This window comes from Polaribacter sp. SA4-10 (assembly GCF_002163835.1).
Taxonomy (GTDB): Bacteria; Bacteroidota; Bacteroidia; order Flavobacteriales; family Flavobacteriaceae; genus Polaribacter.
Window position 1 is genome coordinate 2,122,560 of record NZ_CP019331.1, and the last position, 25,065, is coordinate 2,147,624.

The 25,065-nt window shown below is 31.0% G+C and carries 23 protein-coding genes and 1 pseudogene; 7 read left to right on the top strand and 17 right to left on the bottom strand.

Translation table 11 applies throughout. The features are described from left to right. Positions 1-19 precede the first annotated feature (19 nt). A complete protein-coding gene (locus BTO04_RS09185; RefSeq protein WP_087564209.1) occupies positions 20-787 on the bottom strand; it encodes a TerB family tellurite resistance protein in 768 nt (255 codons plus the stop codon). A gap of 162 nt (positions 788-949) precedes the next feature. On the opposite strand from BTO04_RS09185, the gene BTO04_RS09190 reads away from it, so the two are divergent. From BTO04_RS09190 to BTO04_RS09200, 3 genes are all read left to right on the top strand, one after another. Beyond that, positions 950-1,360 (top strand): BrxA/BrxB family bacilliredoxin, encoded by a 411-nt coding sequence (locus BTO04_RS09190; RefSeq protein ID WP_087564210.1) that lies wholly within the window; start codon positions 950-952, stop codon positions 1,358-1,360. Positions 1,361-1,436: 76 nt separating this feature from the next. Next, positions 1,437-1,676, top strand: coding sequence for a hypothetical protein (locus tag BTO04_RS09195; protein ID WP_087564211.1), 240 nt, complete (start codon positions 1,437-1,439; stop codon positions 1,674-1,676). A 1-nt stretch (position 1,677) separates the two neighbouring features. Next, the gene (locus BTO04_RS09200) at positions 1,678-2,337 is read left to right on the top strand and encodes an HD domain-containing protein (protein ID WP_087565376.1); all 660 of its coding nucleotides are present in this window, start codon (positions 1,678-1,680) and stop codon (positions 2,335-2,337) included. 127 nt (positions 2,338-2,464) lie between these two features. On the opposite strand, the gene BTO04_RS09205 is transcribed toward BTO04_RS09200, so the two are convergent. The 4 genes from BTO04_RS09205 to BTO04_RS09225 all read right to left on the bottom strand — a co-directional run bounded on the left by BTO04_RS09205 (position 2,465) and on the right by BTO04_RS09225 (position 6,888). After that, positions 2,465-3,808 (bottom strand): peroxiredoxin, encoded by a 1,344-nt coding sequence (locus tag BTO04_RS09205; protein WP_087564212.1) that lies wholly within the window; start codon positions 3,806-3,808, stop codon positions 2,465-2,467. 403 nt (positions 3,809-4,211) lie between these two features. Then, positions 4,212-4,802 (bottom strand): FISUMP domain-containing protein, encoded by a 591-nt coding sequence (locus BTO04_RS09215; RefSeq protein WP_157662449.1) that lies wholly within the window; start codon positions 4,800-4,802, stop codon positions 4,212-4,214. 333 nt (positions 4,803-5,135) lie between these two features. Further along, positions 5,136-5,318, bottom strand: a complete 183-nt coding sequence (locus BTO04_RS09220) for a hypothetical protein (protein WP_087564215.1) — start codon at positions 5,316-5,318, stop codon at positions 5,136-5,138. 13 nt (positions 5,319-5,331) lie between these two features. Further along, the gene (locus tag BTO04_RS09225) at positions 5,332-6,888 is read right to left on the bottom strand and encodes a T9SS type A sorting domain-containing protein (protein ID WP_087564216.1); all 1,557 of its coding nucleotides are present in this window, start codon (positions 6,886-6,888) and stop codon (positions 5,332-5,334) included. A 214-nt stretch (positions 6,889-7,102) separates the two neighbouring features. Here BTO04_RS09225 and BTO04_RS09230 point away from each other — a divergent pair. Further along, a pseudogene (locus BTO04_RS09230) lies at positions 7,103-7,352 on the top strand (HD domain-containing protein); the annotation flags it as partial. Here the strand turns inward: BTO04_RS09230 and BTO04_RS15360 are convergent. Continuing rightward, positions 7,353-7,526, bottom strand: coding sequence for a hypothetical protein (locus tag BTO04_RS15360; RefSeq protein ID WP_198342050.1), 174 nt, complete (start codon positions 7,524-7,526; stop codon positions 7,353-7,355). 8 nt (positions 7,527-7,534) lie between these two features. Continuing rightward, entirely contained in the window at positions 7,535-8,407 is an 873-nt protein-coding gene (locus tag BTO04_RS09235; RefSeq protein ID WP_087564217.1) for an AraC family transcriptional regulator, read from the bottom strand. Between the two features lie 204 nt (positions 8,408-8,611). Between BTO04_RS09235 and BTO04_RS09240 the strand changes: the two genes are divergently transcribed. Then, positions 8,612-9,199 carry a DUF3244 domain-containing protein gene (locus BTO04_RS09240; protein ID WP_157662450.1) on the top strand — a complete coding sequence of 196 codons (588 nt, stop codon included), beginning with the start codon at positions 8,612-8,614 and terminating at the stop codon, positions 9,197-9,199. A 94-nt stretch (positions 9,200-9,293) separates the two neighbouring features. On the opposite strand, the gene BTO04_RS09245 is transcribed toward BTO04_RS09240, so the two are convergent. The 9 genes from BTO04_RS09245 to BTO04_RS09285 form a co-directional block, all read right to left on the bottom strand. Then, positions 9,294-10,076: an enoyl-CoA hydratase/isomerase family protein gene (locus BTO04_RS09245; protein ID WP_087564219.1), complete on the bottom strand. Its 783-nt coding sequence runs from the start codon at positions 10,074-10,076 to the stop codon at positions 9,294-9,296. 46 nt (positions 10,077-10,122) lie between these two features. After that, the gene (locus BTO04_RS09250) at positions 10,123-11,532 is read right to left on the bottom strand and encodes a PAS domain-containing sensor histidine kinase (protein ID WP_087564220.1); all 1,410 of its coding nucleotides are present in this window, start codon (positions 11,530-11,532) and stop codon (positions 10,123-10,125) included. Positions 11,533-11,800: 268 nt separating this feature from the next. Then, a complete protein-coding gene (locus BTO04_RS09255; RefSeq protein WP_368356221.1) occupies positions 11,801-12,058 on the bottom strand; it encodes a SemiSWEET family sugar transporter in 258 nt (85 codons plus the stop codon). A 205-nt stretch (positions 12,059-12,263) separates the two neighbouring features. Continuing rightward, the gene (locus BTO04_RS09260) at positions 12,264-15,623 is read right to left on the bottom strand and encodes a class I tRNA ligase family protein (protein WP_087564221.1); all 3,360 of its coding nucleotides are present in this window, start codon (positions 15,621-15,623) and stop codon (positions 12,264-12,266) included. A gap of 133 nt (positions 15,624-15,756) precedes the next feature. Continuing rightward, complete coding sequence (locus BTO04_RS09265) at positions 15,757-16,287, bottom strand: DUF2911 domain-containing protein (protein ID WP_087564222.1); 531 nt, start codon at positions 16,285-16,287, stop codon at positions 15,757-15,759. A gap of 89 nt (positions 16,288-16,376) precedes the next feature. Continuing rightward, positions 16,377-16,577, bottom strand: coding sequence for a FeoB-associated Cys-rich membrane protein (locus tag BTO04_RS15745; protein ID WP_368356222.1), 201 nt, complete (start codon positions 16,575-16,577; stop codon positions 16,377-16,379). Continuing rightward, a complete protein-coding gene (gene feoB / locus BTO04_RS09275) occupies positions 16,493-18,601 on the bottom strand; it encodes a ferrous iron transport protein B (RefSeq protein WP_087564224.1) in 2,109 nt (702 codons plus the stop codon). Before feoB ends, BTO04_RS15745 begins: the two co-directional genes overlap by 85 nt. After that, a complete protein-coding gene (locus BTO04_RS09280) occupies positions 18,601-18,831 on the bottom strand; it encodes a FeoA family protein (protein ID WP_087564225.1) in 231 nt (76 codons plus the stop codon). The genes feoB and BTO04_RS09280 overlap by 1 nt, the downstream gene beginning before the upstream one ends. Before the next feature lie 54 nt (positions 18,832-18,885). Then, positions 18,886-19,563 (bottom strand): SCO family protein, encoded by a 678-nt coding sequence (locus tag BTO04_RS09285; RefSeq protein ID WP_087564226.1) that lies wholly within the window; start codon positions 19,561-19,563, stop codon positions 18,886-18,888. A gap of 171 nt (positions 19,564-19,734) precedes the next feature. On the opposite strand from BTO04_RS09285, the gene rseP reads away from it, so the two are divergent. Beyond that, a complete protein-coding gene (gene rseP, locus BTO04_RS09290) occupies positions 19,735-21,081 on the top strand; it encodes an RIP metalloprotease RseP (protein WP_087564227.1) in 1,347 nt (448 codons plus the stop codon). A gap of 484 nt (positions 21,082-21,565) precedes the next feature. Here the strand turns inward: rseP and BTO04_RS09295 are convergent, their stop codons facing one another. After that, entirely contained in the window at positions 21,566-23,389 is a 1,824-nt protein-coding gene (locus tag BTO04_RS09295; RefSeq protein ID WP_087564228.1) for a TonB-dependent siderophore receptor, read from the bottom strand. Between the two features lie 68 nt (positions 23,390-23,457). Between BTO04_RS09295 and BTO04_RS09300 the strand changes: the two genes are divergently transcribed. Further along, positions 23,458-24,960 carry a PLP-dependent aminotransferase family protein gene (locus tag BTO04_RS09300; RefSeq protein WP_087564229.1) on the top strand — a complete coding sequence of 501 codons (1,503 nt, stop codon included), beginning with the start codon at positions 23,458-23,460 and terminating at the stop codon, positions 24,958-24,960. Positions 24,961-25,065: the final 105 nt, after the last annotated feature.

A 25,065-nucleotide genomic window follows, 5' to 3' on the forward strand; every position in this document is an offset into this window, starting at 1 on the left:
CAATTACTTTAAAACTCTTTTATAAACCTCTTTCTGTTTTAATTTTTTCATAAGCAGCTTGTATGCTTTGAAATTTTTCATTTGCTCCTTTTAAATGCTCTTCACCTAAGCCTTGTAATTTATCTGGATGGTATTTTTTAACCATCTTTCTGTATCCTCTTTTCACCTCAATATCAGAAGCAATTTTTTCTATTTCTAAAATCTTATACGCCGTATCTGACGCATCATAAAACATGGCTTTTATAGAATCAAAATCTTTTTGATTCACATATAAATAGCCCGCAATTTTTCTAATATCTTCTACTTCTGCCTCTACCACAGACTCATCCGCTTTAGCAATACCAAACAAAAAATGAAGTAACTGTAAACGAGAAGCATGAGGCATATGTTCTCTAATTTGTATACACACTTGACGCGAAGAAATTTCCTTTTTTATAATTGCGTTAAAAAGTTTAAAAGCACTATTAGCACGTTCTTTACCATACATTCCAACAAATTGAGCACGTACATAATCTAGCTCTCTTTGATCTACTTTTCCATCAGATTTTATAACAATTGATGCAAGCACCAATAAACTCATTTCAAAATCTCCAGATTGCGTATTTAAGTTACCGTTTTCATCTCTATTTCCCTGAAATTTTCTTTGGTATTCTTGTTGTTCTTTCGTTAAATCTTCTTCAGTAAAACCATCTACAAAACTACCTACAGCAAAACCTATTGCCGCTCCTATTGGACCTCCTAAAGTAAAACCTAAACCAGCACCTAACCATTTGGTGAAATTTCCCATACTATTTTTTAAAATTAGGGTCAAATATAAGGAATCGATGCTGGTTTTATTCTTAGAAATGAATATCAATTTTATTGATAAACCTATTAGAAGAACCATTTATTCAAATGATGAATCCTGATACATTTATTCGTATATTTGCTTCTTAAAATTATTTTAAATATGTATCCAGAAGAATTAGTAAAACCAATGCGTAACGAGCTTATTAATGCAGGTTTTGAAGCATTATTAACAGCAGAAGATGTAGAAAATGCAATGTCTAAAGAAGGAACTACCCTAGTAATGGTAAATTCTGTTTGTGGTTGTGCTGCAGGTACAGCAAGACCTGGTGCTATTGCTTCTTTAGGAGCAGAGAAAACACCAACAAACTTAACTACTGTTTTTGCAGGTGTAGAAAAAGAATCTACTCAAAAAGCAAGAGAATATATGATTCCTTTTCCTGCATCTTCTCCAGCAATTGCCTTGTTTAAAGATGGTAATTTAGTTCATATGCTAGAGCGTCATCATATTGAAGGAAGATCTGCACAAATGATTGCACAAAATTTAGCGCAAGCTTATGATGAGTTTTGTTAAGAAACAATTCTAAATTTATACAAAAATCCATTCTTTTTAGAATGGATTTTTTTATTTTTATCAAAAACCAAAAAAAATGGCATCACTTTTATCTACTTATACGAAACCAGAACTAGAAAAGAAATTAAAAACTCAAAAAACGTTGTTTCTAATACAAAGTATTGTTATTGTTTTAATGATTGTTTTTGCTGTATTCTCTACCCTCGAAAAAGGGATTTCTTTTCAAACTTTTTTGCCTTTCTTTTTTATTCCAATGGATATTGTCATGTATTTTGAAATAAAAAAGATTAAAAAAGAACTTGCTTCAAAAAAATAAGATGCATCAAGAAAAAATTATTTCTAATACCATCACTTTTGTAAAAGAAGAACTTAAAAATGCCGAAGGCGGGCACGATTGGTTTCATATAGAACGTGTTTATAAAAACACATTGTTAATCTCTAAAGAAGAAAAAGTAGCTGTTTTTGTAGTTTCTTTAGCAGCACTTTTACATGATATTGCAGATCCAAAGTTTTATAATGGTGATGAAACTATTGGACCGAAAGTAGCCACTACCTTTTTAAAAGAACAAAAAGTTGATACTGTTATTATAACACATGTAATAAACATTATTAAACACATCTCTTTTAAAAATTCTTTTGATAAAGAAGCTAAAAAATTTACGTCTAAAGAACTAGAAGTTGTGCAAGACGCCGATAGACTAGATGCAATAGGTGCTATTGGTATTGCACGTTGCTTTAATTACGGTGGCTTTAAAAACAGGGGGTTGTACGATCCAGAAATTATTCCAGATTTAAATATGACAAAAGAGCAATACAAAAATTCTGATGCACCAACAATTAATCATTTTTATGAAAAATTATTATTGCTAAAAGAGAAGATGAATACTGTTACTGGAAAGAAAATAGCCGCACAAAGACATGCTTTTATGGAAACATATCTGCAACAGTTTTATAATGAATGGGATGGTTTAGTTTAGTTTTTCAGAACAATTACCTCTTAAGTAAAGATTTGCTATCCAAATAATTCTGCTAAAAAGAACCCATCATAGGTGTTAAAAATTTAAGACCTATGATGGGTTGCATTGCCTTTGTTTATAAAAAATCTTATAATTTATAGTGTACCCAAGCATCTACTTGCCCTAAAGATCTAGGGTGCACCAGTATTTTCATGTCTTTATCTAATAAAAAATAGGTTGGTGTAGCGTTTATATAATAGTCTTTTGCGGCTTGGGTTTCCCAACCTTTATAATCGCAATAGGTTTGCCAAGGTGTGTTTCCGTAGGCTTTAGCATATAGCGTTTTGTCTGTGTCTAAGCTTATATACACTACTTCTATATTTTTTCTGGCTTTCCAAGTGTCATAATAGCCTAATAATTCTAAAGCTTCTTTTTTGCAGTGTGTACACCCACTTGCACCAAACACAAGTAATACCGGTTTTTTAATACTACTTAATGTGGTGCTTGCATCTAGTTGTATATCTGGTGCAATAGCACCCACTTTTAAATCTTTATATTTTTGCATCGTATTGGCTAAACTGGTGCTTAACACACATTGGTCTTGGCTTAGCATTTGGGTAGCTAAATGTGCTGCTGCAGGGTATAAACTTCGTTTTTCAAAGTATTTAAACAGTGTTTCTGAAACGGTGTTTAACAAGCTGTCATTCTTCTTTAGGCTTTTAATTAAATAATCTGTACTTGTATTCATTTGGGTATAGACACTGTCTAAATTTTGCCCCATATTTTCTAGTAAAAAATAATGCCCTTCTATCAATTCTTTAAATAAACCACTGGTTTTAAAATTTGGGTGGTTAAAGGCTATGCTTCTAAACTGCTGTATGTTTTTAGGTAAGTTCTCTGTATACTTATGGATGGTTTCTGGCATGTCTTTTACCAACGTTTGCATGGGTAAAAACCAATGTAAATAACTGTTTTCTGGTATTAATTTTATAGCATTGGTAGCTACTTGCTCTAAACGTTCTAACTCTTTGTCTATTGTTTGTAGTACTTTTTTTTCTGTTTTTAAAGTTTGCTGATTTGTATACTTCGGTTTTAGATAACGCCATGCGCTGTACGCTTGTTTACCTTGGGTATATGTCTTTGCATACGTTACAAATTGGTTGTTCTCTTTACTATTTATAAACTCTAAACTAGCTACCTCTTTTAAATGTGTGCCTGTAATTTGTGTTTTAGATTTTTTAAGTACAATAACTAAATTACTATTGTCTTGGGTTTTTAAGATGCCCATACCTTTGTAATTTTTTGGGTAGTTTAAGCTAAAATTACCAAGGCTATCTGCAACTGTTTTGTCTACATCTATTGCTTTGTAATAGTTAAAGCCTATTAAGGTTATCTCTTGCCCTTTATGTTCTGTTAAGGTGCCTGTTAAGGTTTGAGTTTGTGCTAGTAGTATGTTTGTTAGTAATAGTGTTAGTAATAATGTGTTTCTCATCTTAATATTTCTCTTATAATTAATATTTTAATAGCATGGTAAAAATTGTTTTAAGTGCACGCTATCTAAATAGTGTCTGGTCGTAAACACAGCAATATTAAATTTATTGTAAAAACCATATAGCATTTTGGTTATACGCTTTATAAAACATGCCTTCTTTAAAAAGGTACAACCTATTAGGTTGTGCTGCTAAAGTTACTTTTTCTTTTAAGGTCATTGCTTTTTTTGTTTACCTACTCTTGTGTGGGTTCCTTAAAGGAAGACAAACTGGGTGGCTTACTTATTACTGTAGACTGTTAACTGCTTTTTTTAAAAAAAAATTGACCGCCAAGGCGGTATTAAAAAACTGGCTGCCCTACGGGACAACCAGTTTAAGTATAAAGGGTACAAAAACCCAAAGTAATTAATCCTTAATGCAACGTACCGAGAAGCCGTAGGCACGATTGCTATCGAACATGCCAGCATTACTGCTATTGAAGGACAGGTTACGCGCATACGCACTAGTTACGGTACTTGACCAATAGTAGCCACCTGAGCCAACAAGGTCAAGCGTACCATAATTGCTGCTGCGGTAGCCCGCAAGAGGTAATTTTAATGGGCTATCTATGGCTCCATCACTATCATTAGAAGACCAAGAAAGATGTTCTTGGGTTAATTCTGTCTCGGTTGGCACTCTATACCCAGATGGACAAGGGTCGTTAGCAGTTTTTACAGGAGCTATTTCTGTACCAGTGCTCCAACGCACATCATCTTGTGTACTTAACCAATCAGAATTACCAGTAATAAAGTTTGCACCTTCACTACCACTAGCCACTGGCCCTGCTGCAGATGAAGAAGAACCGCTTGGTGGATTAGTACCATTTGGTAATGTGGCTGCATCTCGCATTATTACTTGGTGGCCATCTGCAGCTCTACCCCATTGATATAAATTTCCATAAGATGCAAAATCTGTACTATTAGCGGCTACTTGTGTTGCTCCTAAATTACGGTCCATCCATATGCGACCGGTAGTAGATACGACATCTTTTACACCTGCATTATTACTAAAACAAGAGGTCCAGGCCTCATTTTCGAACCCTTTAAAACAGTTACTTGATTCATCGTAAATAAGCATTCCATTTACGGGAGTGGTAACTGCGGCAATATTAGCAACACGCGGCAAAAGAACACCACTAGTTGAAGACACTACATCTAAAGCTGCTTGCGGCGCGGTGGTACCGATACCAACCTGTGCAATACTTGTAAAACTTGCCGCTATAAATGCAGCACATAATAATAGTTTTTTCATAATTTAATTTTTATTTAAATGCTATTTGTGTGTTTATTTTTAGAAACCAGTTCCTGGTGACTCAGCACTAGCAGCTTGCGCTTTTTGTGGACTTAAAATTAGATAGGTACCTAATGCTGTTAAAGCAGCATACTTTCCATAATTTCCTATTTTAGAAATGGCTTCTTTTCTAGAGATTTCTTCTTTTTCTTGCTCCACAAATTTCTTGTTATTTACTTTCATTTAATTGAAGTTTTTATTCGATAATTAATTTTTTATGAAACGTACCCAATTTAGAAACAACACTTACAATGTAAACGCCTGTTGGTAACATTGGTAATGAAATTTCTTTTACACGCTGTGCAACAAATTGTGTAGCCAATACTTCTTTACCACCAATGTTATACATTTGAAGCGTAGCATTACCTTGTGCTTTTAAACCTGTAATTTTTAGCGTACTATTAGAAGTTTTATATAAGTTTACACTATTATCTACAACGTTATTCTCTAAACTTAAGACACTACTAGAGGTACGTAGGTAAAACCGCCCAATACCATTTAAAGCGGTAGTAGTTGTTATTTCTACAGATGCATCGGTTAGGTTTGTAAAAGTATTGTTAAAGCTATCTTCTAAATAGACTGCTACGCCGTCTGGCACATTATTAGCAGCTACACTAAATGTTAATTTTTTATTTACAGCAGCGTACACAGATAAAGGTATTGCTAACTCACTATCTAAAACACTTGTTGGTAAAGATTGTATGGTAAAATCTACCCCTTGGCTTTCTAACACTAAATGTGTGTTTAAAGAAAAAGAAGGCGTACCATCTTGATAAGCACCCGCATCATACCCTACATCTAAACCTGTAGTTGAGCTGTCTAAAAACGTTAATTTTGTAGCTTTGTTTACAGCACCACTTGTAAGATTTACTAAAATAGTAGGTATTGAAGAACTCCCTTTATAAAAAGTGGTTGGACCACTGTTATGGTTTTGTAAACCTTTGCTAAAGGTAAATGTTTCATTCAAATTAATTGCTTTCACCATAAAAGCTTGCCCTGGAGCTAACTGTAAAGCAGTATCCGAAAGCCCTATAGGATCATAAGAAGTTCCATTCCAAACATATAAAAAAGCAAAACTTGGGTCTAAATTACCAAGGTTACCTGTTAACACATTTGCCACTGCATTTGCAGCATTATTTACAGCTAAAAATGATGGAAACGGGTTTCCAATACAACTCCAACGATGCGTACCAGCATTTACAGTTGGTATTGACACAGCAACATCTGTGTTTGCCATGGCACCAGTAAAGGTGTAAGCGCCAGTAGCGGCCTTCTTCATACTATACCCTTGCCCCGAAACAAAATTTGTTAATGTTTCTTGATTTTCTAATAATGGCGAACCGTTGTTATGATACGTCCAACGATTATTCGCAGCATTGCTGTTGTTGTAATAAGACACCCCGTAATTACTTGTTGTACCACTTTGAGCTACTGCATTGCCAGCAACCCCTACAAAAGTAGGAATATCTTGATCTGTAACAGGTGCAGAAACCAAATGCCAATCAGTGTTAGTTATATAACGCTTATACGTAATGTCTCCTGTTGTGTTGCCACTCACAATAAAAGAGCCACTTAGAGTAGCATCTGAGGTAGTGGTTAAGCTTGCTGATGCATCTACAAAAACGTTGCCTCCTACATGCAACATACCGCCAGATAAGGTTACTATTTGACCCCCAGATAATAAAGTAAGGTCTTGAGACCATGCAACATTGGTTAGTAAAATGCAGCACATTAAATAGCTAATTCTCTTCATAATTTGTTTTTAAATATGTAGAACAAAGGTCTTGCTTATTAATAGATATATTGGAGATCAAACAATAAGTGCATGAATAAGGAAATAAGTGCATGAATAAGGAAATAAGTGCATGAATAAGGAAATAAGTGCTATAAAAAAGGTTTTATAAACAACAAATACACCTAATAACCGCTTTATTGTTTTCGTAGCGCGAACGGCATTGTTTCCTACACGTTGCTTTAATTACGGTGGCTTTAAAAACAGAGCGTTGTACGATCCAGAAATTATTCCAAATTTAAATATGACAAAAGAGCAATACAAAAATTCTGATGCACCCAACAATTAATCATTTTTATGAAAAATTATTATTGCTAAAAGAGAAGATGAATACTGTTGCTGGAAAAAAAATAGCTACAAGGAGACCTCTTTATATGGAAGGATTTTTAAACCAATTTGATGATGAGTGGAATGGAATTAAATAATTAGTTCTCTTTTGCAACTTCTAATGCTGTTATTTTATGTTCTAAAACAGCTAATTCTTCTCCGCTTTCAATTATTTGATCTACAGTTAATTTTTTATTAGAATTTATAAAATCTAATAACTCTTTACTTTTAAACGTATAATACTCTATTGCAGTTTCAATTTTATTTTTCATATAATTAATTATTGAATTAAACTTAACATTTCACTTCTGTACTTTGACGCTGATTTTCCTGTAAACTCTTTGAAGAGTTTATTAAAGTGTGAAAAATTATTAAAACCACATTCAAAACTAATATCTGTAATACTTGTTTGACTTTCTGATAATAGCTTTGTAGCATGAACAACCCGATACTCGTTTACTAATTTTGTAAACGTTTTTCCTGTAGTTTTTTTAAAAAACCTACAAAAAGCAGGAACCGTCATACTTACCAAACCAGCAATTTCATCTAAACTAATATGTTGGTTAAAATTTTCATTAATATGCTTAAAAATTATATCTATTTTACTGCTGTCTTGTGGCTGAGTTTCAAAAGCAAAACCATCTGCATTTAAAATTGTATAATCTTCAGATTTAGAAAGTGTATGCAAAATTTCTAATAATATTAGAATTTGTTTGAACCCCCCTTTTTCTGCAAGTTTTTCAATTTTAGGACCTAATTTTTGTTTTGTTTTAACGCCAAATAAAATACCTTTTTTTGCTTTCTCAAATAACCTTTTTATAGGAAACATTTCTGGAGCATCAAAAAAAGTTTCTCCCAAAAAATCTGGTTTAAACTGAATTAAGGTTTCAGATCCATTTGTTGTTAACCTATCTGTAAACCCATTATGTGGTAAATTAGAACCTATTAATAATAATTGACTATTATTAAAGTAAGACAAATGATTACCAATATGTCTTTTTCCTTTTCCTTTATTAACATATACTAATTCAATTTCTGGGTGAAAATGCCAAAAAGCTTTTATTTGTTTTAAAAACTCTGTATGCTTTTTTGCCAAAATAGAGCTCCCAAAATCTGGACTTATTTTTTCTAATTTAGGTTTAACGTTTATCATTATTACCAATTTTAATCAAAATTACAATACTTAACCTTATAAAGTTATATAAAATTATCATTTTTATATACTATTTTAACCGCCCATTAAATTAACACACTTTTTACTGATAATATAACACATAAATACACCAATTCTGATGTTTTCAGATATTTAAATCTAACATAGATTTGCAGTGTTAATAATCATTAAATGAAAAAAATTATGAAAACAACAATTAAGAAAAGTTTAGTAGTAGTAGTATTTATGTTAGGAACATTAATTAACTACGCAAATGAGAACGTTACATCTGACAATATTTTAGATGCAAAAAGGGTTAAAGTAGAATTTAACGCTGTAAAAAAAGGCCAAACCTTAACCATTAAAAATAATTTAGGAACTACAGTTTATAACCAAGAAATTAAAACTTCTGGAAATTATTCAAGAACATTTAATTTAACTGCTTTAGAAAACGGAAATTATACAGCAGAGTTAGATAAAGATTTTGAAGTTATCGTTAAACCCTTTATTGTAGAGAATGGATCGGTTACTTTTTTAGAAGAAAAAGAAGGAAAAGTTTTTAAACCATTAATTAGAATAGAAAAAGAATTAATCTTAATTTCTAAAATTGAATTTGATAACAAGCCTTTAAAAGTAACTATTTATCACGAAAATGAAATCCTTCTTTCGGAAAAAGTAGAGGGAGAAAATACGTTAAATAGAATTTATAGTTTATCTAAAAGCCCAAGAGGAAATTATATAATAATTATTAATACGAATAACAGCAACTATTCTAAGAGTTTTAGAATATAAAAAACAGTTTAGTTAATTGTTAATTACCCATCAAAACTACTGATTGTTTTGATAAAAAAAGCGAGCCTGGAGAGGCTCGCTTTTCTTTTTCTATTTAATTTCCTGGAAAATTAGGTTTTCTTTTTTCTAAAAATGCAGTAGTTCCTTCTTTAAAATCTTTGGTTCCAAAACATTCTCCAAACTCTTCTATTTCTGTATCAAAACCATTTACACCATCTTCAAAATTTGCATTTACAGCTCTTATAGCTGCACCTATTGCTAAAGAAGAATTTCTATTAATTTTACTCGCTAGTTTTTCTGCTAATGGTAATAATTCTTCTTGGGTTGTTACGTGGTTAACTAAACCCCAATCTTTTGCTTCTTCTGCAGCAATCATTCCCGCGGTCATAATTAATTCCATCGCTTTTCCTTTACCAACTAATTGTGGTAACCTTTGTGTGCCTCCATAACCAGGAATTACACCTAAAGAAACTTCTGGTAACCCCATTTTTGCATTATCAGATGCAATTCTAAAATGACAAGCCATTGCTAATTCTAAACCTCCACCTAAAGCAAAACCATTTATAGCTGCAATTACTGGTGTAGATAAATTTTCTATATAATCGAATAATATTGTCTGTCCTAACCTAGATAATTCACCGCCTTCATCAACAGAAAAATGAGCAAATTCAGAAATGTCTGCACCTGCAACAAATGCTTTGTCTCCACTTCCAGTAATAATTATACTTTTTACAGATTTGTTATCTTCTAAAGCACCAAAAGCTACATTTAACTCCTTAATAGTTGCTTTATTTAAAGCGTTTAATTTATTGGGTCTATTAATTGTTATTCTTGCAGTTCCGTTGTTTTTTTCAACTAAAATATTTTCAAAGTTCATCTATTTATTGTTTTAGATTCCTGTTTTAGCAGGAATGACATGGTTATTATGTTTTTGGTAAAATCACTGTAAAAACAGTTCCAATTCCTTCTTTTGATGTAAAATAAATAGTGCCATCATAAGCTTCAATAATATTTTTTATCATGGGTAAGCCTAATCCCATTCCACTTGTTTTTGTAGTGAATTTAGGTTCAAATATTAAATCTTCTACTTCTTCGCTTATTCCTTTTCCGTTATCAGAAACTATAATTTTTATATCATTTCCTTCGGATAAGACTTTTACTTCTATTAACGGGTTTTCTTTATTTTCTACTGATTGTGAAGCATTGTTAACTAGATTAGTTACAATTCTTATTAATTGTGTTTTATCTAAATTGGCATATAATTCTTTTTCCTTTGGTAAATATTTTACGTAATCTTCATTAAAAATATCTAAAGCCAACTTTACAACACCAATTACTTCAATCTTTTCTCTTTTTTGAGTTGGCATTTTAGCAAAATCTGAAAATGCAGATGCAATAGCACTCATTACATCTATTTGTTGAATTAAGGTTTGGCTATATTCTGCCAACTTTTCTCTAGCATCTTTGTCTTCAGGATCAAACTTACGCTCAAAACTCTGCACTGTTAATCGCATTGGTGTTAATGGGTTTTTAATCTCATGAGCAACTTGTTTTGCCATTTCCCTCCAAGCTTGTTCACGCTCACTTCTAGCCAATTTTACAGCACTTTCCTCTAGCTGATCTATCATATTATTATACGCTTCAACTAAAATTTCAATTTCTGAGCTTGCAGCATTTAAAATAATTTTTTCATTCCTCTCATTCAAACGCGTTTGTTGCATTTTATCTGAAATTGTTTTTATAGAACGTGTAATATAACTTGATAAAAAATAGGCAAAAGCAATTGCAATTAAAAACATTAAAAGATAGACCAAACTAAGTCTATACATAAACTCTCTTAGTTCTTTCTCAATCTCAGAATTGTCTTGTGTAAATTGCAATTCTAAAATACCTATTCTTTTAAATTTAGGATCGTTTACATAAGAATATGAAGATTGGTAACCAATACCGTTTTCTTCTCTTGCTTTTAATATTTTATGATTAGAATTTTGCGCTAATTCATCAAGAATACTTTCAGAAATAGGTTGTATATCTAACTTCTCAAAAGCATTGGCTATAGAAGATTTTAGCAGCTTACCATTCATATCATACATAGAAATATTTAGCTTATGTATTGCTGATATTTCATAAATACGTTCCTTAAAAATTTTAGATAAATTTTCTGTACTTACAGGATACGTGGTTTTATTTTTAAGCTCTAATTCTATGCTTTGTTTTGTTGCAGATTCTTTTCGTTCAAAACGCTGAATATTATAGTCTTTTGTTTGCTCATCATATTGATAAAGGGTTACAACCAATATTAATATTGAAGCTAATAACACCAATAAAATCATTGATAAAAAAATGCGAATTTTAAGTGATATGTTTTTAAAAATACTCAAATTGTTCTAATTTATTCTTTATGTTTTTAGTAATAATATATTCTCAAAACCTATAATAAAAAAGGTATTGTTTTGACCATGCAAAAGGTGTTCCAACAAAACCAATTAAAAGGAAAATTTTACTTTTTATTTTTGTTTATGAATATAGTCACAAGGTAACAAAATAAAAAAGTCATTACAAACTATGTAATGACTTTTAGTAGGTATAAAATATCTTTTTTTATTTATGTCTTAATTTCATAATCACTAAAAATAAAGAGGAAACTGCTGTGATTGAATTGGCTAAAATCATTGGTAAACTATTTAAGTGAATTCCGTAAATTAACCATAAAACGATCCCAATAAAAAAAGTAACGTACATGGTTAAAGATAAACCTTCTGTTTGTTTTGTTTTCCAGGTTTTATAAACTTGTGGCAAAAAGGATGCTGTTGTAATAAATGCAGCAATTAAGCCAATCACCTCGTAAAAGTCAATCATTTTTTTTACTTTTTCTGATAAATGAATTGCTTAATCTGTCATTTAGAAATGCCCATTTCAGCGATTGAGAAATCTTATTAAAATAGCTACAAGTATATTATGAGATTCCTACTCATTATTCGTTCGGAATGACAATATGCTTGTAACTATTTCATTGTAATTATCTCTTCACAAACAAGTGAATACCAAAAGTACATTGCGTGTGCTAGCCAACTATATTTACAATTTTACCAGGAACAATAATCACTTTTTTAGGAGTTCTACCTTCTAATTGCGCAATTGTTTTTTCATTAGCCATTACTGCTGCTTCAATTTCTTCTTTAGATAAATCTAGTGGAAGCTCTAATGTAAAACGCATTTTTCCGTTAAAAGAAATAGGATAATTTTTCGCACTTTCTACCAAATGTTTTGCATCAAAAACAGGAAAATCTACAGTAGAAACACTTTCTTTATTTCCTAACTGATTCCATAATTCTTCTGCAATATGTGGCGCATAAGGCGAAACTAAAACTGCTAATGGTTCTAAAATTGCACGTTTGTTACATTTTAAAGCAGTAAACTCATTTACTGCAATCATAAACGTAGAAACAGAGGTGTTAAAAGAGAAATTCTCTATATCTTCTTCTACTTTTTTAATGGTTTTATGTAAAACTTTTAATTCGTCTTTTGTAGGTGCTGCATCAGAAATTGTAAGAACTTCTTCTGTAAAATACAATTTCCATAATTTCTTTAAGAAAGAGGATACTCCAGAAATACCTGAGGTACTCCAAGGTTTTGCTTGTTCTAAAGGGCCTAAAAACATTTCAAACAGCCTAAGGCTGTCCGCGCCATACTCCTCACAAATAGCATCTGGGTTTACCACATTGTATTTAGATTTTGACATTTTCTCAACTTCTCTACCAACTTTATAAACTCCATCTTCTAAAATAAATGCTGCATTTTTATACTCTGCATTTAAAGGATGATTTTTAAAAGCTTCAACATCTAATTCATCAGAAGCATTTACTAAAGAAACATCTGCGTGTAAAGGTGTTTTTACAATCAGTACTAAATCTGCAAAATTCGGATTCAAAAATCCTTTATCTAGTAGATAATTTTTAACAACGGCTTCAAATTCATCATCAGAATTAAATAAATTCTTAGAAACAATTACAGTTGGTATCTTTTCTAAAACATCGTCATTAGATGTATCTATACTACAACCATTTTTCACAAAAGGACTTGCTTTATATACAAAAGCAGAAGTTCCCAAAATCATTCCTTGGTTAATTAGTTTTTTTGCAAACTCATCTACAGGAACAATTCCTTTATCAAACAAGAATTTTTGCCAAAAACGAGCGTACAATAAATGTCCTGTTGCATGTTCTGAACCTCCAATATATAAATCTACTTCTTTCCAATAATCTAAGGCTTCTTTGCTTGCAAATTCGCCTTCATTATTAGAATCCATATATCTATTAAAATACCAAGAACTTCCTGCCCAACCTGGCATTGTGTTTAGTTCTAACGGATACACCGTTTTGTTTTTTAACTTTTCATTAGGCACCACTTTATTTGCACGAGAATCCCAAGCCCATTCTGTTGCGTTTCCTAAAGGTGGTTTTCCATCTTCAGTTGGTAAATATTTTTCTACTTCTGGCAACACAATTGGCAAGTATTTTGCGTCAATCATTTGTGGCATTCCGTCTTTATAATAAACAGGAAAAGGTTCTCCCCAATAACGTTGTCTGCTAAAAACAGCATCACGTAATCTGTAGTTTATTTTTCCTTCACCAAAACCACGTTTTTCCATTTCAAAAATGGCTAATTTCATGGCTTTCTTGTACTTTAATCCGGATAAGAAATCTGAATTTGCAATTTTTGTTCCTTCTTTACCTGCATGCGCAGCTTCAGAAATATCTACATTTTCAAAAATATTAGGAATCTCAATATTAAAATGTTTTGCAAAATCATAATCACGTTGATCTCCACAAGGAACAGACATAACTGCTCCTGTGCCATAGTTTGCTAACACGTAATCTCCAATCCAAATTGGTACTTTTTTTCCTGTAAAAGGATGTATTGCAAACGCACCTGTAAATGCACCAGAAATGGTTTTTACATCTGCCATTCTATCACGCTCAGAACGTTTTGCTGTTACTTTTATATAGGTTTCAACTGCAGATTTTTGAGCGTCTGTAGTAATTTTAGAAACCAACTCGTGTTCTGGAGCTAACGTCATAAAACTTACTCCAAAAATAGTGTCTGGTCTTGTTGTAAAAACGTCTATTTTAAAAGATTTCTCAACTGCGATAGACGTAACATCGGTTTTACTAACCGTTTTTTCAACGGGTTTAGAAAACTGAATTGTATTATTAATTTTAGAAACAACATTTAAAACGTTTTCTAGAACTTCTTCATTTGTAAAACGAATAAGATTAAATCCTTCGCTAGCGAAATAAATAGCTCTTGCTGCTTCGTCTTCTTTACCAGAAAATTCTACAATAATATTTTTAGCCAAACACACATAATCAACCATAAAAGCACCAATTCTGTACTTTTTTCTAAATTTTGCCGCGCCTTTTTTATTTTTTAATTCATCCCAAAGAGTTCCTTCTGCTTTAGAAAGGTTTAAACGTAATTCTTTTAATGCTTCTAGTTCTTTATAAGATAGTTTTACTTCAGAATTTTCTTTAGAAGTACTTCCTTCAACTTTAAAAGTAACACTTGCTCCTTGGCTTCTACCAATCCAATTTGTTTGAGAATCTTTTAATGGTTGTGGCCAATCAATCGTTTCTAAACCGTCTATTAAACGTTGTGAATATGCAGAAATTCGCATAGACCATTGTGTCATTTTTTTACGAACAACAGGATGACCTCCACGTTCTGAAACGCCATTTACAATTTCATCGTTTGCTAAAACGGTTCCTAAAGCAGGACACCAGTTTACTTCTGTATCCGACAAAAATGTTAAACGATATTGTAATAAAATTTCTTCTTGTGCTGTTTTTGAAAACGCTTTCCATTGCTCCGCAGAAAATATTTTGATATCTTCATCTGCAACTGCATTTACAGTGGCATTTCCTTCTTTTTTAAAGATTTTAATCAACGTAGAAACATCTTCTGCTTTGTCTGAATCTTTATTGTACCAAGAATTAAACAGCTGAATAAAAATCCATTGTGTCCATTTATAATATGCTGGATTAGAAGTTCTTACTTCGCGAGACCAATCAAAAGAAAAACCAATTTTATCTAACTGTTTTCTATAGGTTGCAATATTTGCTTCTGTAGTTTTTGCAGGGTGTTGCCCAGTTTGAATTGCATATTGTTCTGCTGGTAAACCAAAAGAATCATATCCTTGAGGATGCAAAACATTAAACCCTTTATGACGTTTGTAACGTGCATAAATATCACTTGCAATATAACCTAAAGGATGCCCAACATGTAAACCTGCTCCTGAAGGATAAGGAAACATATCTAGCACATAATACTTTGGTTTCTCCGATTCATTACTGGCTTTAAAAGTTTGGTTTTCAGCCCAAAATTTTTGCCATTTCTCTTCTATTTCTTGATGATTATATTGCATTTTGATTCTTTTATTAAAGTCCGCAAATTTACGTTTATTCTTTAAAAGATTAAAGTGTATGTTTCAGTAAATTAAAAGCACAAAAAAAGTCGCAAAATAATTGCGACTTTTATCTAAATTTTATGTTTTTTAATTATTCAATAGTAACAGAAACTATGGTATTTCCCCAGCCCATATTTAAATTCATTTCATCATCAAACATCATAGAAAAAGCTTCAATGTTTTCATCAGAATTAGAAACTGTACCAGAAACTCTAACAACGTCTTCTTCTTGTTTATAAAAATAAGAACCCCAAACATTTTTTGCTGTACTTAAAATTACTGTCCATTCTTTTTCTCCCGGAATTGTAAATAATGTATACCTTCCTTCTTTTACTTTTTCTCCACCAAAAGTTACATCTTTGTAGAAAGTAATTTCTGCTGCTTCGTTTGCTCCTGTTCTCCAAACGTTATCTTTTGGAGCTAGTTTATCTAAACTTCTTCCTTTTAATTGTGGTCTTCCATAAGTTACTTTTACTACTTTATCTGATATTTTGTAACTTTTAGGAAAATAGGCTGCATCCATTGGACTTACATCCATTTTTGAGAATTCTTGAGCAACAACTTCATTAGAAGAAAGGAAAGAAATTGCAAAAATAGCGATACATAAAATTGATTTTTTCATAGTTTATATTTTGATTAATTCGTGTTATTTATTGGTCATCAAAAATAAGACTCCTTACAGAAAAAATGTATTAATATTCTGTTAAGTTTTTAGTGGCAACCACAATCTGTACTACAATTTTTCTTCTTTTTTGATGAAAAAAAATATTTCTTCACTAAAAAAGCAACTGCTACAAAAAGAATGATATAAGTAATAATTTCTTGCATTAACTTAAAATTTGATATACAATAAATGATGCTACATACGCTAACCCTGTCATTCCAAACAACTGAATTAACGGCCATTTCCATGTTTTAGTTTCGCGTTTTACAATGGCTAAAGTTGCCATACACTGCATTGCAAATGCATAAAAGACTAATAAAGACATTCCTACAGGAAAGTTAAAACGTTTTCCTCCTGTTTCGTTAACTTCAGAAGCCATTTTCTCTTTTATAGTTGTTGTGTTTTCATCATCTGCCTCTACACTATAAATGGTTGCTAAAGTTCCTACAAATACTTCACGAGCTGCAAAAGAAGTTATTAATGCAATTCCTATTTTCCAATCATAACCTAAAGGTCTAATTGCGGGTTCTATGGTTTTTCCCATAATACCTATATAGGAATTTTCTAGTTTTACAGAAGCAATTTTTTGTTGTAATTCGGCATCATTTAATTGCTGATGAATAGGGTTTTCTATAACATTTTTCTCAGCATTTTTAAAAGATTCTGGTCCGTTTGAAGCCATAAACCATAAAATAACAGACAAGGCCAAAATTATTTTACCTGCTTCAAAAACAAATGATTTTGTTTTTTCTAATACATCAAAAGCTACATTTTTTATTGAAGGTAATTTGTAGTTTGGCATCTCAACTACAAAAAATGATTTTGATTTTATCTTTAGTGTTTTGTGTAAAATATAGGCTGCTAAAATTGCTGTTGCAAAACCTAAAGCGTACAATAATAGCAATACAAAACCTTGTAAATTTAAAAACCCAAATATTTTTTTATCAGGAATAATTAGAGATATTAAAATTGCATATACAGGCAAACGTGCAGAACAAGTTGTAAAAGGTGTTACTAAAATAGTAATTAATCTTTCTTTCCAATTAGCAATAGTTCTTGTTGCCATAATTGCAGGAATTGCACAGGCTGTTCCAGAAATTAACGGAATTATACTTTTTCCGTTCATTCCAAAACGTCGCATAATTTTGTCCATTAAAAAAACAACACGACTCATATATCCCGTTTCTTCTAAAACAGCTATAAATAAAAATAAAATAGCAATTTGTGGGATAAAAATAATAATACCACCAATTCCTGGTATTATTCCTTCTGCTAGTAAATCTGTTAAAATTCCAGGTTCTAAATTATTTTTTGTGAAGTCAGCAATTTGTGCAAAAACTCTGTCTATAAAATCCATTGGCACAGAAGCCAAATCAAAAATTGATTGAAAGATAATTAGTAATAAAAAGACAAAAATTAAATATCCAAAGATTTTATGTGTAAAAACTTTATCTAATTTACTTCTTAAATCTTTTGCTTTACTTTTATCAACAATATAAGTTTTCTTAAGAATTTTATTTATTTCTTGATATCGATAAATAGTTTCTTTGTGTTGGTATTTTTTTAACTTAGAAACATCTTGTTTAAAGGCTAATAACTTCTCTTTTTCTTCTTTTGTGATAGTATCTGGATAATTACCTTGTGTAACCATCAACCATAATTCATACAAAGAATAATTAGGACTAATTTCTTTTAATTTTTTAAAATAATCTGGATCAATTTTGTGATTTACTCCACATAAAGGCGATGCTTTTGCGGTAACATGACACCTAATAATAGCTGCTTTTACCTCATCAATTCCTTGATTTTTTCTGGCACTAATTAAAAGAACTTCTGTGTTTAGCTCCTTTTTTAACTCAGATAAATCTACAGTAATTCCTTTTCTACTCATTTGGTCAACCATATTGATTGCCAAAACCGTGGGTATTTCTAAGTCTTTAATTTGCGAAAAAAGTAAAAGATTTCGTTTTAAATTTTCTACATCTGCAACTACTAAAATAACATCTGGAGATTCTTTAATATCCTTTTTTAATAAGGTTTTTAAAACAATACTTTCGTCTATTGATGTTGGATTTATGCTATAAGTTCCTGGTAAATCTGTAATAATTGCATTTTGTGTAGCAGATAACTTACAAATTCCTTGTTTTTTATCTACCGTAACTCCTGGGTAATTTCCTACTTTTTGATTTAAACCGGTAAGTTGATTAAAAAGTGAGGTTTTACCTGTATTAGGATTTCCTATTAAAGCTACTTTTATATCATTTTTAGACATTACAAATTAACTTTTAGGATTTGAATTTTAGACGCTGTCTCTTTTCTAATTGCTAAATGACTTCCATTTACACAAATATATAACAGGTCTTTAAGCGGAGAAATCTGAACCAGCTCCACTTCTGCACCGGGTATACAGCCCATTTCTAGCAGTTTTAAGGGTATAAAATCTAAAGCTTCTTCAGATATATAACCTATTTCTCCAATATGTAAAGATGCTATTGTGCTCAAAGAATTATATTTGGGAAGCAAATATACTAAATTAGAATGATTCTAAACAAGTTATTACTTAGCATATTCTTCTTTTAAAAAAATGAGGTCTTTTTTTAGTTTTTCCATGTCTTTTTTTTCTGTACCATCATAAAAACCACGTATTCGTCTTTCTTTATCAATCAAAACAAATTGTTCTGTATGAATAAAATCATTTTCATCTCCATTTCCTTCATCTAAAACAGCAAAATAACTCTTTCTTGCAAGCTCATAAATGTGTTTTTTACTTCCCGTAGTTACATTCCATTTTCCATCAATTACTCCTTTTCTATCTGCGTATTCTTTAAGAACAGAAACACTGTCGATTACTGGAGTAACAGAATGAGACAAAAATAGAATATCATCATCATTTTTATAAAATTCTTGCAATTCACTCATATTATATGCCATTGCAATACAAATGGTCTGGCAACGTGTAAAAAAGAAATCTGCTATGTAAATTTTGTCTTTGTAATTTTTATTGGTAATTGTTTCTCCATTCTGATTTAACAATTCAAAATCAGCAATTGTATGGTTTTTTTGAACATGCAACATACTTTCATCTACCAAACGTGGATTTACATCAACCGGATTGTAAATTTTTAATCGATCATCTTGTTTTAATAAATGATAAAAAACGGTAATTCCAACCACAGAAAATACTACTAAAAAAATAAGTGTAGGTATTGATTTTTTAAAGAATTTAAAATCCATAAAACAGGTTTAATTACACAAATTTACGACTTAAAAACACCTTAAAAAAGTAAACAAAAATAAATGCTATCCAAAATCTTTGTTAAAATAAAAAGCAACCTTTAATAGTTCTTTTACAGCTCTGTTTAAAAACGTACATTTGTTGCTTTTTTAATCCTGATTTAACGCTGAATGGAAATATTAATAAAAGCATCGCAATTTATACTAAGTTTATCTTTACTAATTGTTTTGCACGAATTAGGGCACTTTATCCCTGCAAAATTATTTAAAATTAAAGTAGAAAAATTCTACTTATTTTTCGATTATAAATTCTCAATTTTTAAGAAAAAAATTGGTGATACCGTTTATGGTATTGGTTGGATTCCTTTAGGAGGTTATGTAAAAATTGCTGGAATGATAGATGAAAGCATGGATACTGAGCAGCTAGCGCAACCCGTGCAACCTTGGGAGTTTAGATCTAAACCTGCATGGCAGCGTCTTATTATAATGTTAGGTGGTGTTTTTGTGAATTTTGTTTTAGGAATCTTCATTTACATTATGTTAATGTATGCTTATGGAGAGAAATTTTTACCAAATGACAATGTAAAAGATGGTGTTTGGGTACAAGACAAACTAGCAACAGATTTAGGTTTACAGACGGGTGATAAAGTTTTAACTGTTGATGGAGAAAAAATAAAGAAATTCTATGGGTTGTCTTTAGAGTTTATCAACGGAAATAATTACCAGATAGAAAGAAATGGAGAAGTTTTAGATAAAGAAATTCCTACCGATTTTATTTCTCAGTTAATGGACAGAGGCAAAGATGCTGGACCATTTATATTACCACGTTACCCATTTGTAATTGCTGGTATTTCAGAAGGTTCTCCTAATCTAAATTCTGATTTAAAATCAAAAGACATAGTAACTACTATAAATGGTAATGCTATTAAATATTTTGATGAAGCTCAAACTGAACTTGATAAATTTAAGAATCAAGACATTACTATTACAGTAAAAAGAGGAAATGAAACTAAAGAAATTCCTGTAAAAGTAACAAGTGAAGGTAAGTTAGGTGTTGGTATTGGGCAGCTATCTGCTAATGATTTAGAAAAACTAGGATATTATGATTTAGCTCGTTTTGAGTATTCTTTTGCAGAAGCAATTCCTGCTGGTTGGAATAAATCTTGGAAAACACTAACAGATTACGTAAAACAATTAAAAAAGATTTTTAACCCAAGTACAGGTGCTTATAAAGGTTTAGGAGGGTTTATTTCTATTGGTAGTATTTTTCCTGCTGAATGGAGTGCAGAATCTTTTTGGAACATTACAGCATTCTTATCTATTATGTTAGGGTTTATGAATCTTTTACCAATTCCTGCTTTAGATGGTGGACACGTAGTATTTACCCTTTGGGAAATGATTACTGGTAAAAAACCTGGTGACAAATTTTTAGAATATGCGCAAGTAGTTGGGTTTGTTCTACTAATTGCATTATTACTTTTTGCTAACGGAAATGATATTTTTAGATTATTTAAATAAAACTTAAAACTCTAAACTAAAAAAGCACTCACAAAAATGTGAGTGCTTTTTTAGTTTTTAAGAGATAGGTTAAGCCAAGAAATCCAGGTATACTGTGTGTTACAGTTATCACAAGCGTATGCTCTAGCACCTGGAATTAATTTTACCATTGCCTGTCTCCTCATTCTGTGCCTAGACACAGATTTGCACTGAGGGCAAACTTTCATAATTAAGTAATATTTAAGTTAAGGGGAGGCGTAAATGTACTTAAAGTAACAGACTATCACCTCAGTATTAATACCCATTTAATACCTTATTGGTCTTCTATTTTACGTGTTTTTACCTATTTACTCTCTATTAAGTAGCGTTAAGTTCATGTTATAAAAATTAGAGTTTAGAATAAAAAACAATTTTGTCACATAAATCGTAAATAATTTAAAACCAAAAATAGCCTTGATAAAAATATATCAAGACTATTTATTAAAAAATTCTATAAAGCTCTAATTTAGAAATTATAACGCAATCCAAATAAAACATTGCTTGGTGGCATCGGCACAAAACCAGATTCTATATATGCTGCATCAAAAATATTATTAGCAGTAACTGTAACACTAAATTTAGTGAAATCTACAATTACAGAAGCATCCCAAACATTATAACTTCCACCAATAGTACGTTCTGCATGTTTGTAAATAATATTTTGTCTTACATTTTTAAATAATTTACTTGTAAAACGTGTTATAAATTGATGTTTTAATGTGTTTAATGAATACCGAGACAACTCTTTATTCTGATCTAAAATATCATCATCTAAAAAATTATATCCAAAAGATAAAGTTTGATTATAATCGCTTATTTTAAAACGATAATCTGCATTTAACTCAAAACCTTTGGTATTTACTTCTGCAATATTTGTTGCTTCATATTTTGTTGCTGTAGTATTTGGCTTAACAAAATCAATTAAATTAGTAGCATTTCTATTAAAAATTGCCAAAGAAGCTGTAAATTTTCCTGAGTTATATTTCAATCCTATTTCTTGTGCAAAAGCTTCTTCTGGTTTTAAATTAGGGTTTCCACTAGTACTGCTATCATTGTAAAACAAATCTGTATATGTTGGTATTCTGTAAGTTAAACCTAGGTTTCCATACGCTTTTAAATTATCTGATAATTGATACCCAATATCCAATCCTGGAAATGCATGAAATTTAAAATCAGAAAAATAAGTAACAGCAACACCAGGCGTTATATCTAATTTATCATTTGCCAATTTAAAACGGTGTTCTAAAAACAAGTTTACCATTGTTCTATTTCTATCTCCTAAATTATTACTTCTTATAAAAACTTTAGAAATATCTGCACCAAAACCTGTAATACCTGCGTTAGATGTATAAGAAGCATTTGTTTCTACACCTACTTTATTCGTTATATGTAAGTTTCTATAAAAACTAGGATCATCTCTTTTTAATTGAAATATATCTTGACCTCTTTTCCAATAAATTCTTGGTGTAATTTTAAAATTTTCTTTTTTAAATGTTGATGAAACACCTAGCAAACTACTCTGAGTTTCTTCATATTCATTAAAACCCCATGATTCTGGAGTATAAAAGTTTTGTGCGCCAAATTTCTTATCGAAAAAAGTTGCAAGTACTTCAATAGGTTGCTTTTTCTTGTTAAAAACACCTTTTACTAAATAATTGTAATTATTATAATCAGAATTATCACGATAACCACCTGAAGTTAACGCGCCAACATGTGCAATAATTGATGCGTTTTTAAACTCCTTACCAACAGTTACAGAACCATTTAATTGCCCAAAAGAACCTGCTTCAATATTGGCAGAAACCGTATTTGATAATTTCTTTTTAGTAACAATATTTATTGCTCCTGTAAATGCATTCTGACCAAAAACTCGTGCTGCAGGACCTTTAATAATTTCTATTCTTTCTATAACCTCTATCGGTAAAGCAGCATTTAAAGTATGATGACCTGTTTGAGCGTCATCCATTTTAATACCATCAATTAATAATAATGTTTGATCAAAACCTCCTCCTCTAATATATAAATCTGCTTGACTACCAGCAGTTCCTCTTCTTCTAACATCTACACCAGCAACCTGTTGTAATAAATCTGCTACATTTATTGCAGCGCTATTTTCTATCTCTTTAGAAGTGATAACAGTTATTGTTCTAGAATTTTCTTTAAATGGCAAATCTATTCTAGAAGATTTTATTAAAACAGTATCTAATTCTTGAACTTCCTTTTTTTCCTGAGAAAAAGAAGTCATATACAATACTAAAAAAGCAATAATTAATAATTTATTTCGTGTCATTTTATTTTAATTTTAAAACGCTGCAAAAGTCGTAACTTTCCGGACGATTAAACTAGTCCAGTTTTAAAATGATAGATAGTCCGGTTAATACTCTTTTTAAACAATTAATTAATTTTGATAAATCGTTGTCTCAACCTGTATATATACAAGTTTCACAGCAAATTATAAATGCGATACAACGTGGCTATTTAGCCAAGGGAACAGTTTTACCAGGAACCCGTGTGTTAGGTCAACTATTAAAAGTTCATAGAAATACAGCAGTTGCAGTTTATGAAGAGTTGGCCTCTCAAGGTTGGGTAGAAATAATACCAAATAAAGGCACATTTATTTTAGAACCAGCACTAAAAAAAGCAAAAATAAAAGCGCCTTCAAAAAAGTTACATCAAGCATATAGCTACGCTAAGGCAACAGGGTTTCCTTTTCAAAAATCATTTCATTTAGCATCAACTACTCAGTTAACAGATGCTAAGTATACTATTAACGATGGAAAACCAGATTTACGGTTACATCCTGTACATGAATTTACCAGATGGTACAGCGCTGCCATGAAAAGAAAAACATTGATAAATAAATGGAACAGACCAATTGAGTCTTCTTATTCTCTATTTCAAACGCAACTATGTAATTATTTAAATGCAACTAGAGGTTTTCATATAAGTCCAAGTAATTTAATAAATACGCGTAGTACAGAAATGAGTTTGTACATCGTATCTCAATTATTAATAAAACAAAACGATATTGTCTTAGTCGGTCATTTAAGTAATTATGCTTCTAATATGATTTTTCAACAAGCAGGTGCAACCATTAAAACAATTCCTATAGATGATGAGGGTTTAAATGTTGATTATATTAGAAAACATTTTATAAAAAAAAGTATAAGGTGCGTTTATGTTTGTACACATAGAGATTACCCAACCGCAGTAACATTAAGTGCAGAACGTCGTGTACAATTGTTACAACTTGCTGCCGCATACGGATTTGCTATTATTGAAGATGATTATGATTATGATTTTCAATATGAAGGTTCTGCAATGTTGCCCATGGCAAGTGCAGATGCTAATGGTATGGTTATTTATTTAGGAAAATTGGGACAATCATTATTTCCAAGTTTTCAAACAGGATTTGTGGTTGCGCCAGAAAACCTGATATCTGAAGCAAATAATTATTTAGAATTACTAGACAAACAAGGCGATTTAATTCAAGAACAAATGCTGTCTGAATTAATTCATGAAGGTGAAATTTATCGCCTCATGAAAAAAAATATTGTCATCTATAAACAAAGACGCGATTGTTTATGCAAGCTCCTAACTCAATATTTTTCAGAAATGGCTCAATGGAAAATTCCTTCTGGCGGATTAGCAATTTGGTTAGAATTTCAACCAAAAATATCGTTAGTAAAACTAGCCGAAGAATCAGAAAAAAACGATTTATTTCTACCCAAAACAATTCTTTATCAAGATAAAAATACCTGCGCTATTCGTTTTGGTTTTGGGCACTTAAATACTGCAGAAATAACAACGGTGCTTAAAAAACTAAGAAGCGCCTATAATAGATTATTTATCGAAGTTTAAAGAAACTTTAAAAGGCTAGTTCTTTACATGCTAATTTCCATAAAGTCAAATTTTAAGTTTTAAGTTGATTGGTTTTCGAAATAAAACATACGCCACAATTACTTT

Coding starts and splice junctions, on each gene's coding strand:
- BTO04_RS09185 (WP_087564209.1), bottom strand. CDS start 787: ATGGGAAATTTCACCAAATGGTTAGGTGCTGGTTTAGGTTTTACTTTA.
- BTO04_RS09190 (WP_087564210.1), top strand. CDS start 950: ATGTATCCAGAAGAATTAGTAAAACCAATGCGTAACGAGCTTATTAAT.
- BTO04_RS09195 (WP_087564211.1), top strand. CDS start 1,437: ATGGCATCACTTTTATCTACTTATACGAAACCAGAACTAGAAAAGAAA.
- BTO04_RS09200 (WP_087565376.1), top strand. CDS start 1,678: ATGCATCAAGAAAAAATTATTTCTAATACCATCACTTTTGTAAAAGAA.
- BTO04_RS09205 (WP_087564212.1), bottom strand. CDS start 3,808: ATGAGAAACACATTATTACTAACACTATTACTAACAAACATACTACTA.
- BTO04_RS09215 (WP_157662449.1), bottom strand. CDS start 4,802: ATGGACCGTAATTTAGGAGCAACACAAGTAGCCGCTAATAGTACAGAT.
- BTO04_RS09220 (WP_087564215.1), bottom strand. CDS start 5,318: ATGAAAGTAAATAACAAGAAATTTGTGGAGCAAGAAAAAGAAGAAATC.
- BTO04_RS09225 (WP_087564216.1), bottom strand. CDS start 6,888: ATGAAGAGAATTAGCTATTTAATGTGCTGCATTTTACTAACCAATGTT.
- BTO04_RS15360 (WP_198342050.1), bottom strand. CDS start 7,526: ATGAAAAATAAAATTGAAACTGCAATAGAGTATTATACGTTTAAAAGT.
- BTO04_RS09235 (WP_087564217.1), bottom strand. CDS start 8,407: ATGATAAACGTTAAACCTAAATTAGAAAAAATAAGTCCAGATTTTGGG.
- BTO04_RS09240 (WP_157662450.1), top strand. CDS start 8,612: ATGAAAACAACAATTAAGAAAAGTTTAGTAGTAGTAGTATTTATGTTA.
- BTO04_RS09245 (WP_087564219.1), bottom strand. CDS start 10,076: ATGAACTTTGAAAATATTTTAGTTGAAAAAAACAACGGAACTGCAAGA.
- BTO04_RS09250 (WP_087564220.1), bottom strand. CDS start 11,532: ATGATTTTATTGGTGTTATTAGCTTCAATATTAATATTGGTTGTAACC.
- BTO04_RS09255 (WP_368356221.1), bottom strand. CDS start 12,058: ATGATTGACTTTTACGAGGTGATTGGCTTAATTGCTGCATTTATTACA.
- BTO04_RS09260 (WP_087564221.1), bottom strand. CDS start 15,623: ATGCAATATAATCATCAAGAAATAGAAGAGAAATGGCAAAAATTTTGG.
- BTO04_RS09265 (WP_087564222.1), bottom strand. CDS start 16,287: ATGAAAAAATCAATTTTATGTATCGCTATTTTTGCAATTTCTTTCCTT.
- BTO04_RS15745 (WP_368356222.1), bottom strand. CDS start 16,577: ATGGAAATGGCCGTTAATTCAGTTGTTTGGAATGACAGGGTTAGCGTA.
- feoB (WP_087564224.1), bottom strand. CDS start 18,601: ATGTCTAAAAATGATATAAAAGTAGCTTTAATAGGAAATCCTAATACA.
- BTO04_RS09285 (WP_087564226.1), bottom strand. CDS start 19,563: ATGGATTTTAAATTCTTTAAAAAATCAATACCTACACTTATTTTTTTA.
- rseP (WP_087564227.1), top strand. CDS start 19,735: ATGGAAATATTAATAAAAGCATCGCAATTTATACTAAGTTTATCTTTA.
- BTO04_RS09295 (WP_087564228.1), bottom strand. CDS start 23,389: ATGACACGAAATAAATTATTAATTATTGCTTTTTTAGTATTGTATATG.
- BTO04_RS09300 (WP_087564229.1), top strand. CDS start 23,458: ATGATAGATAGTCCGGTTAATACTCTTTTTAAACAATTAATTAATTTT.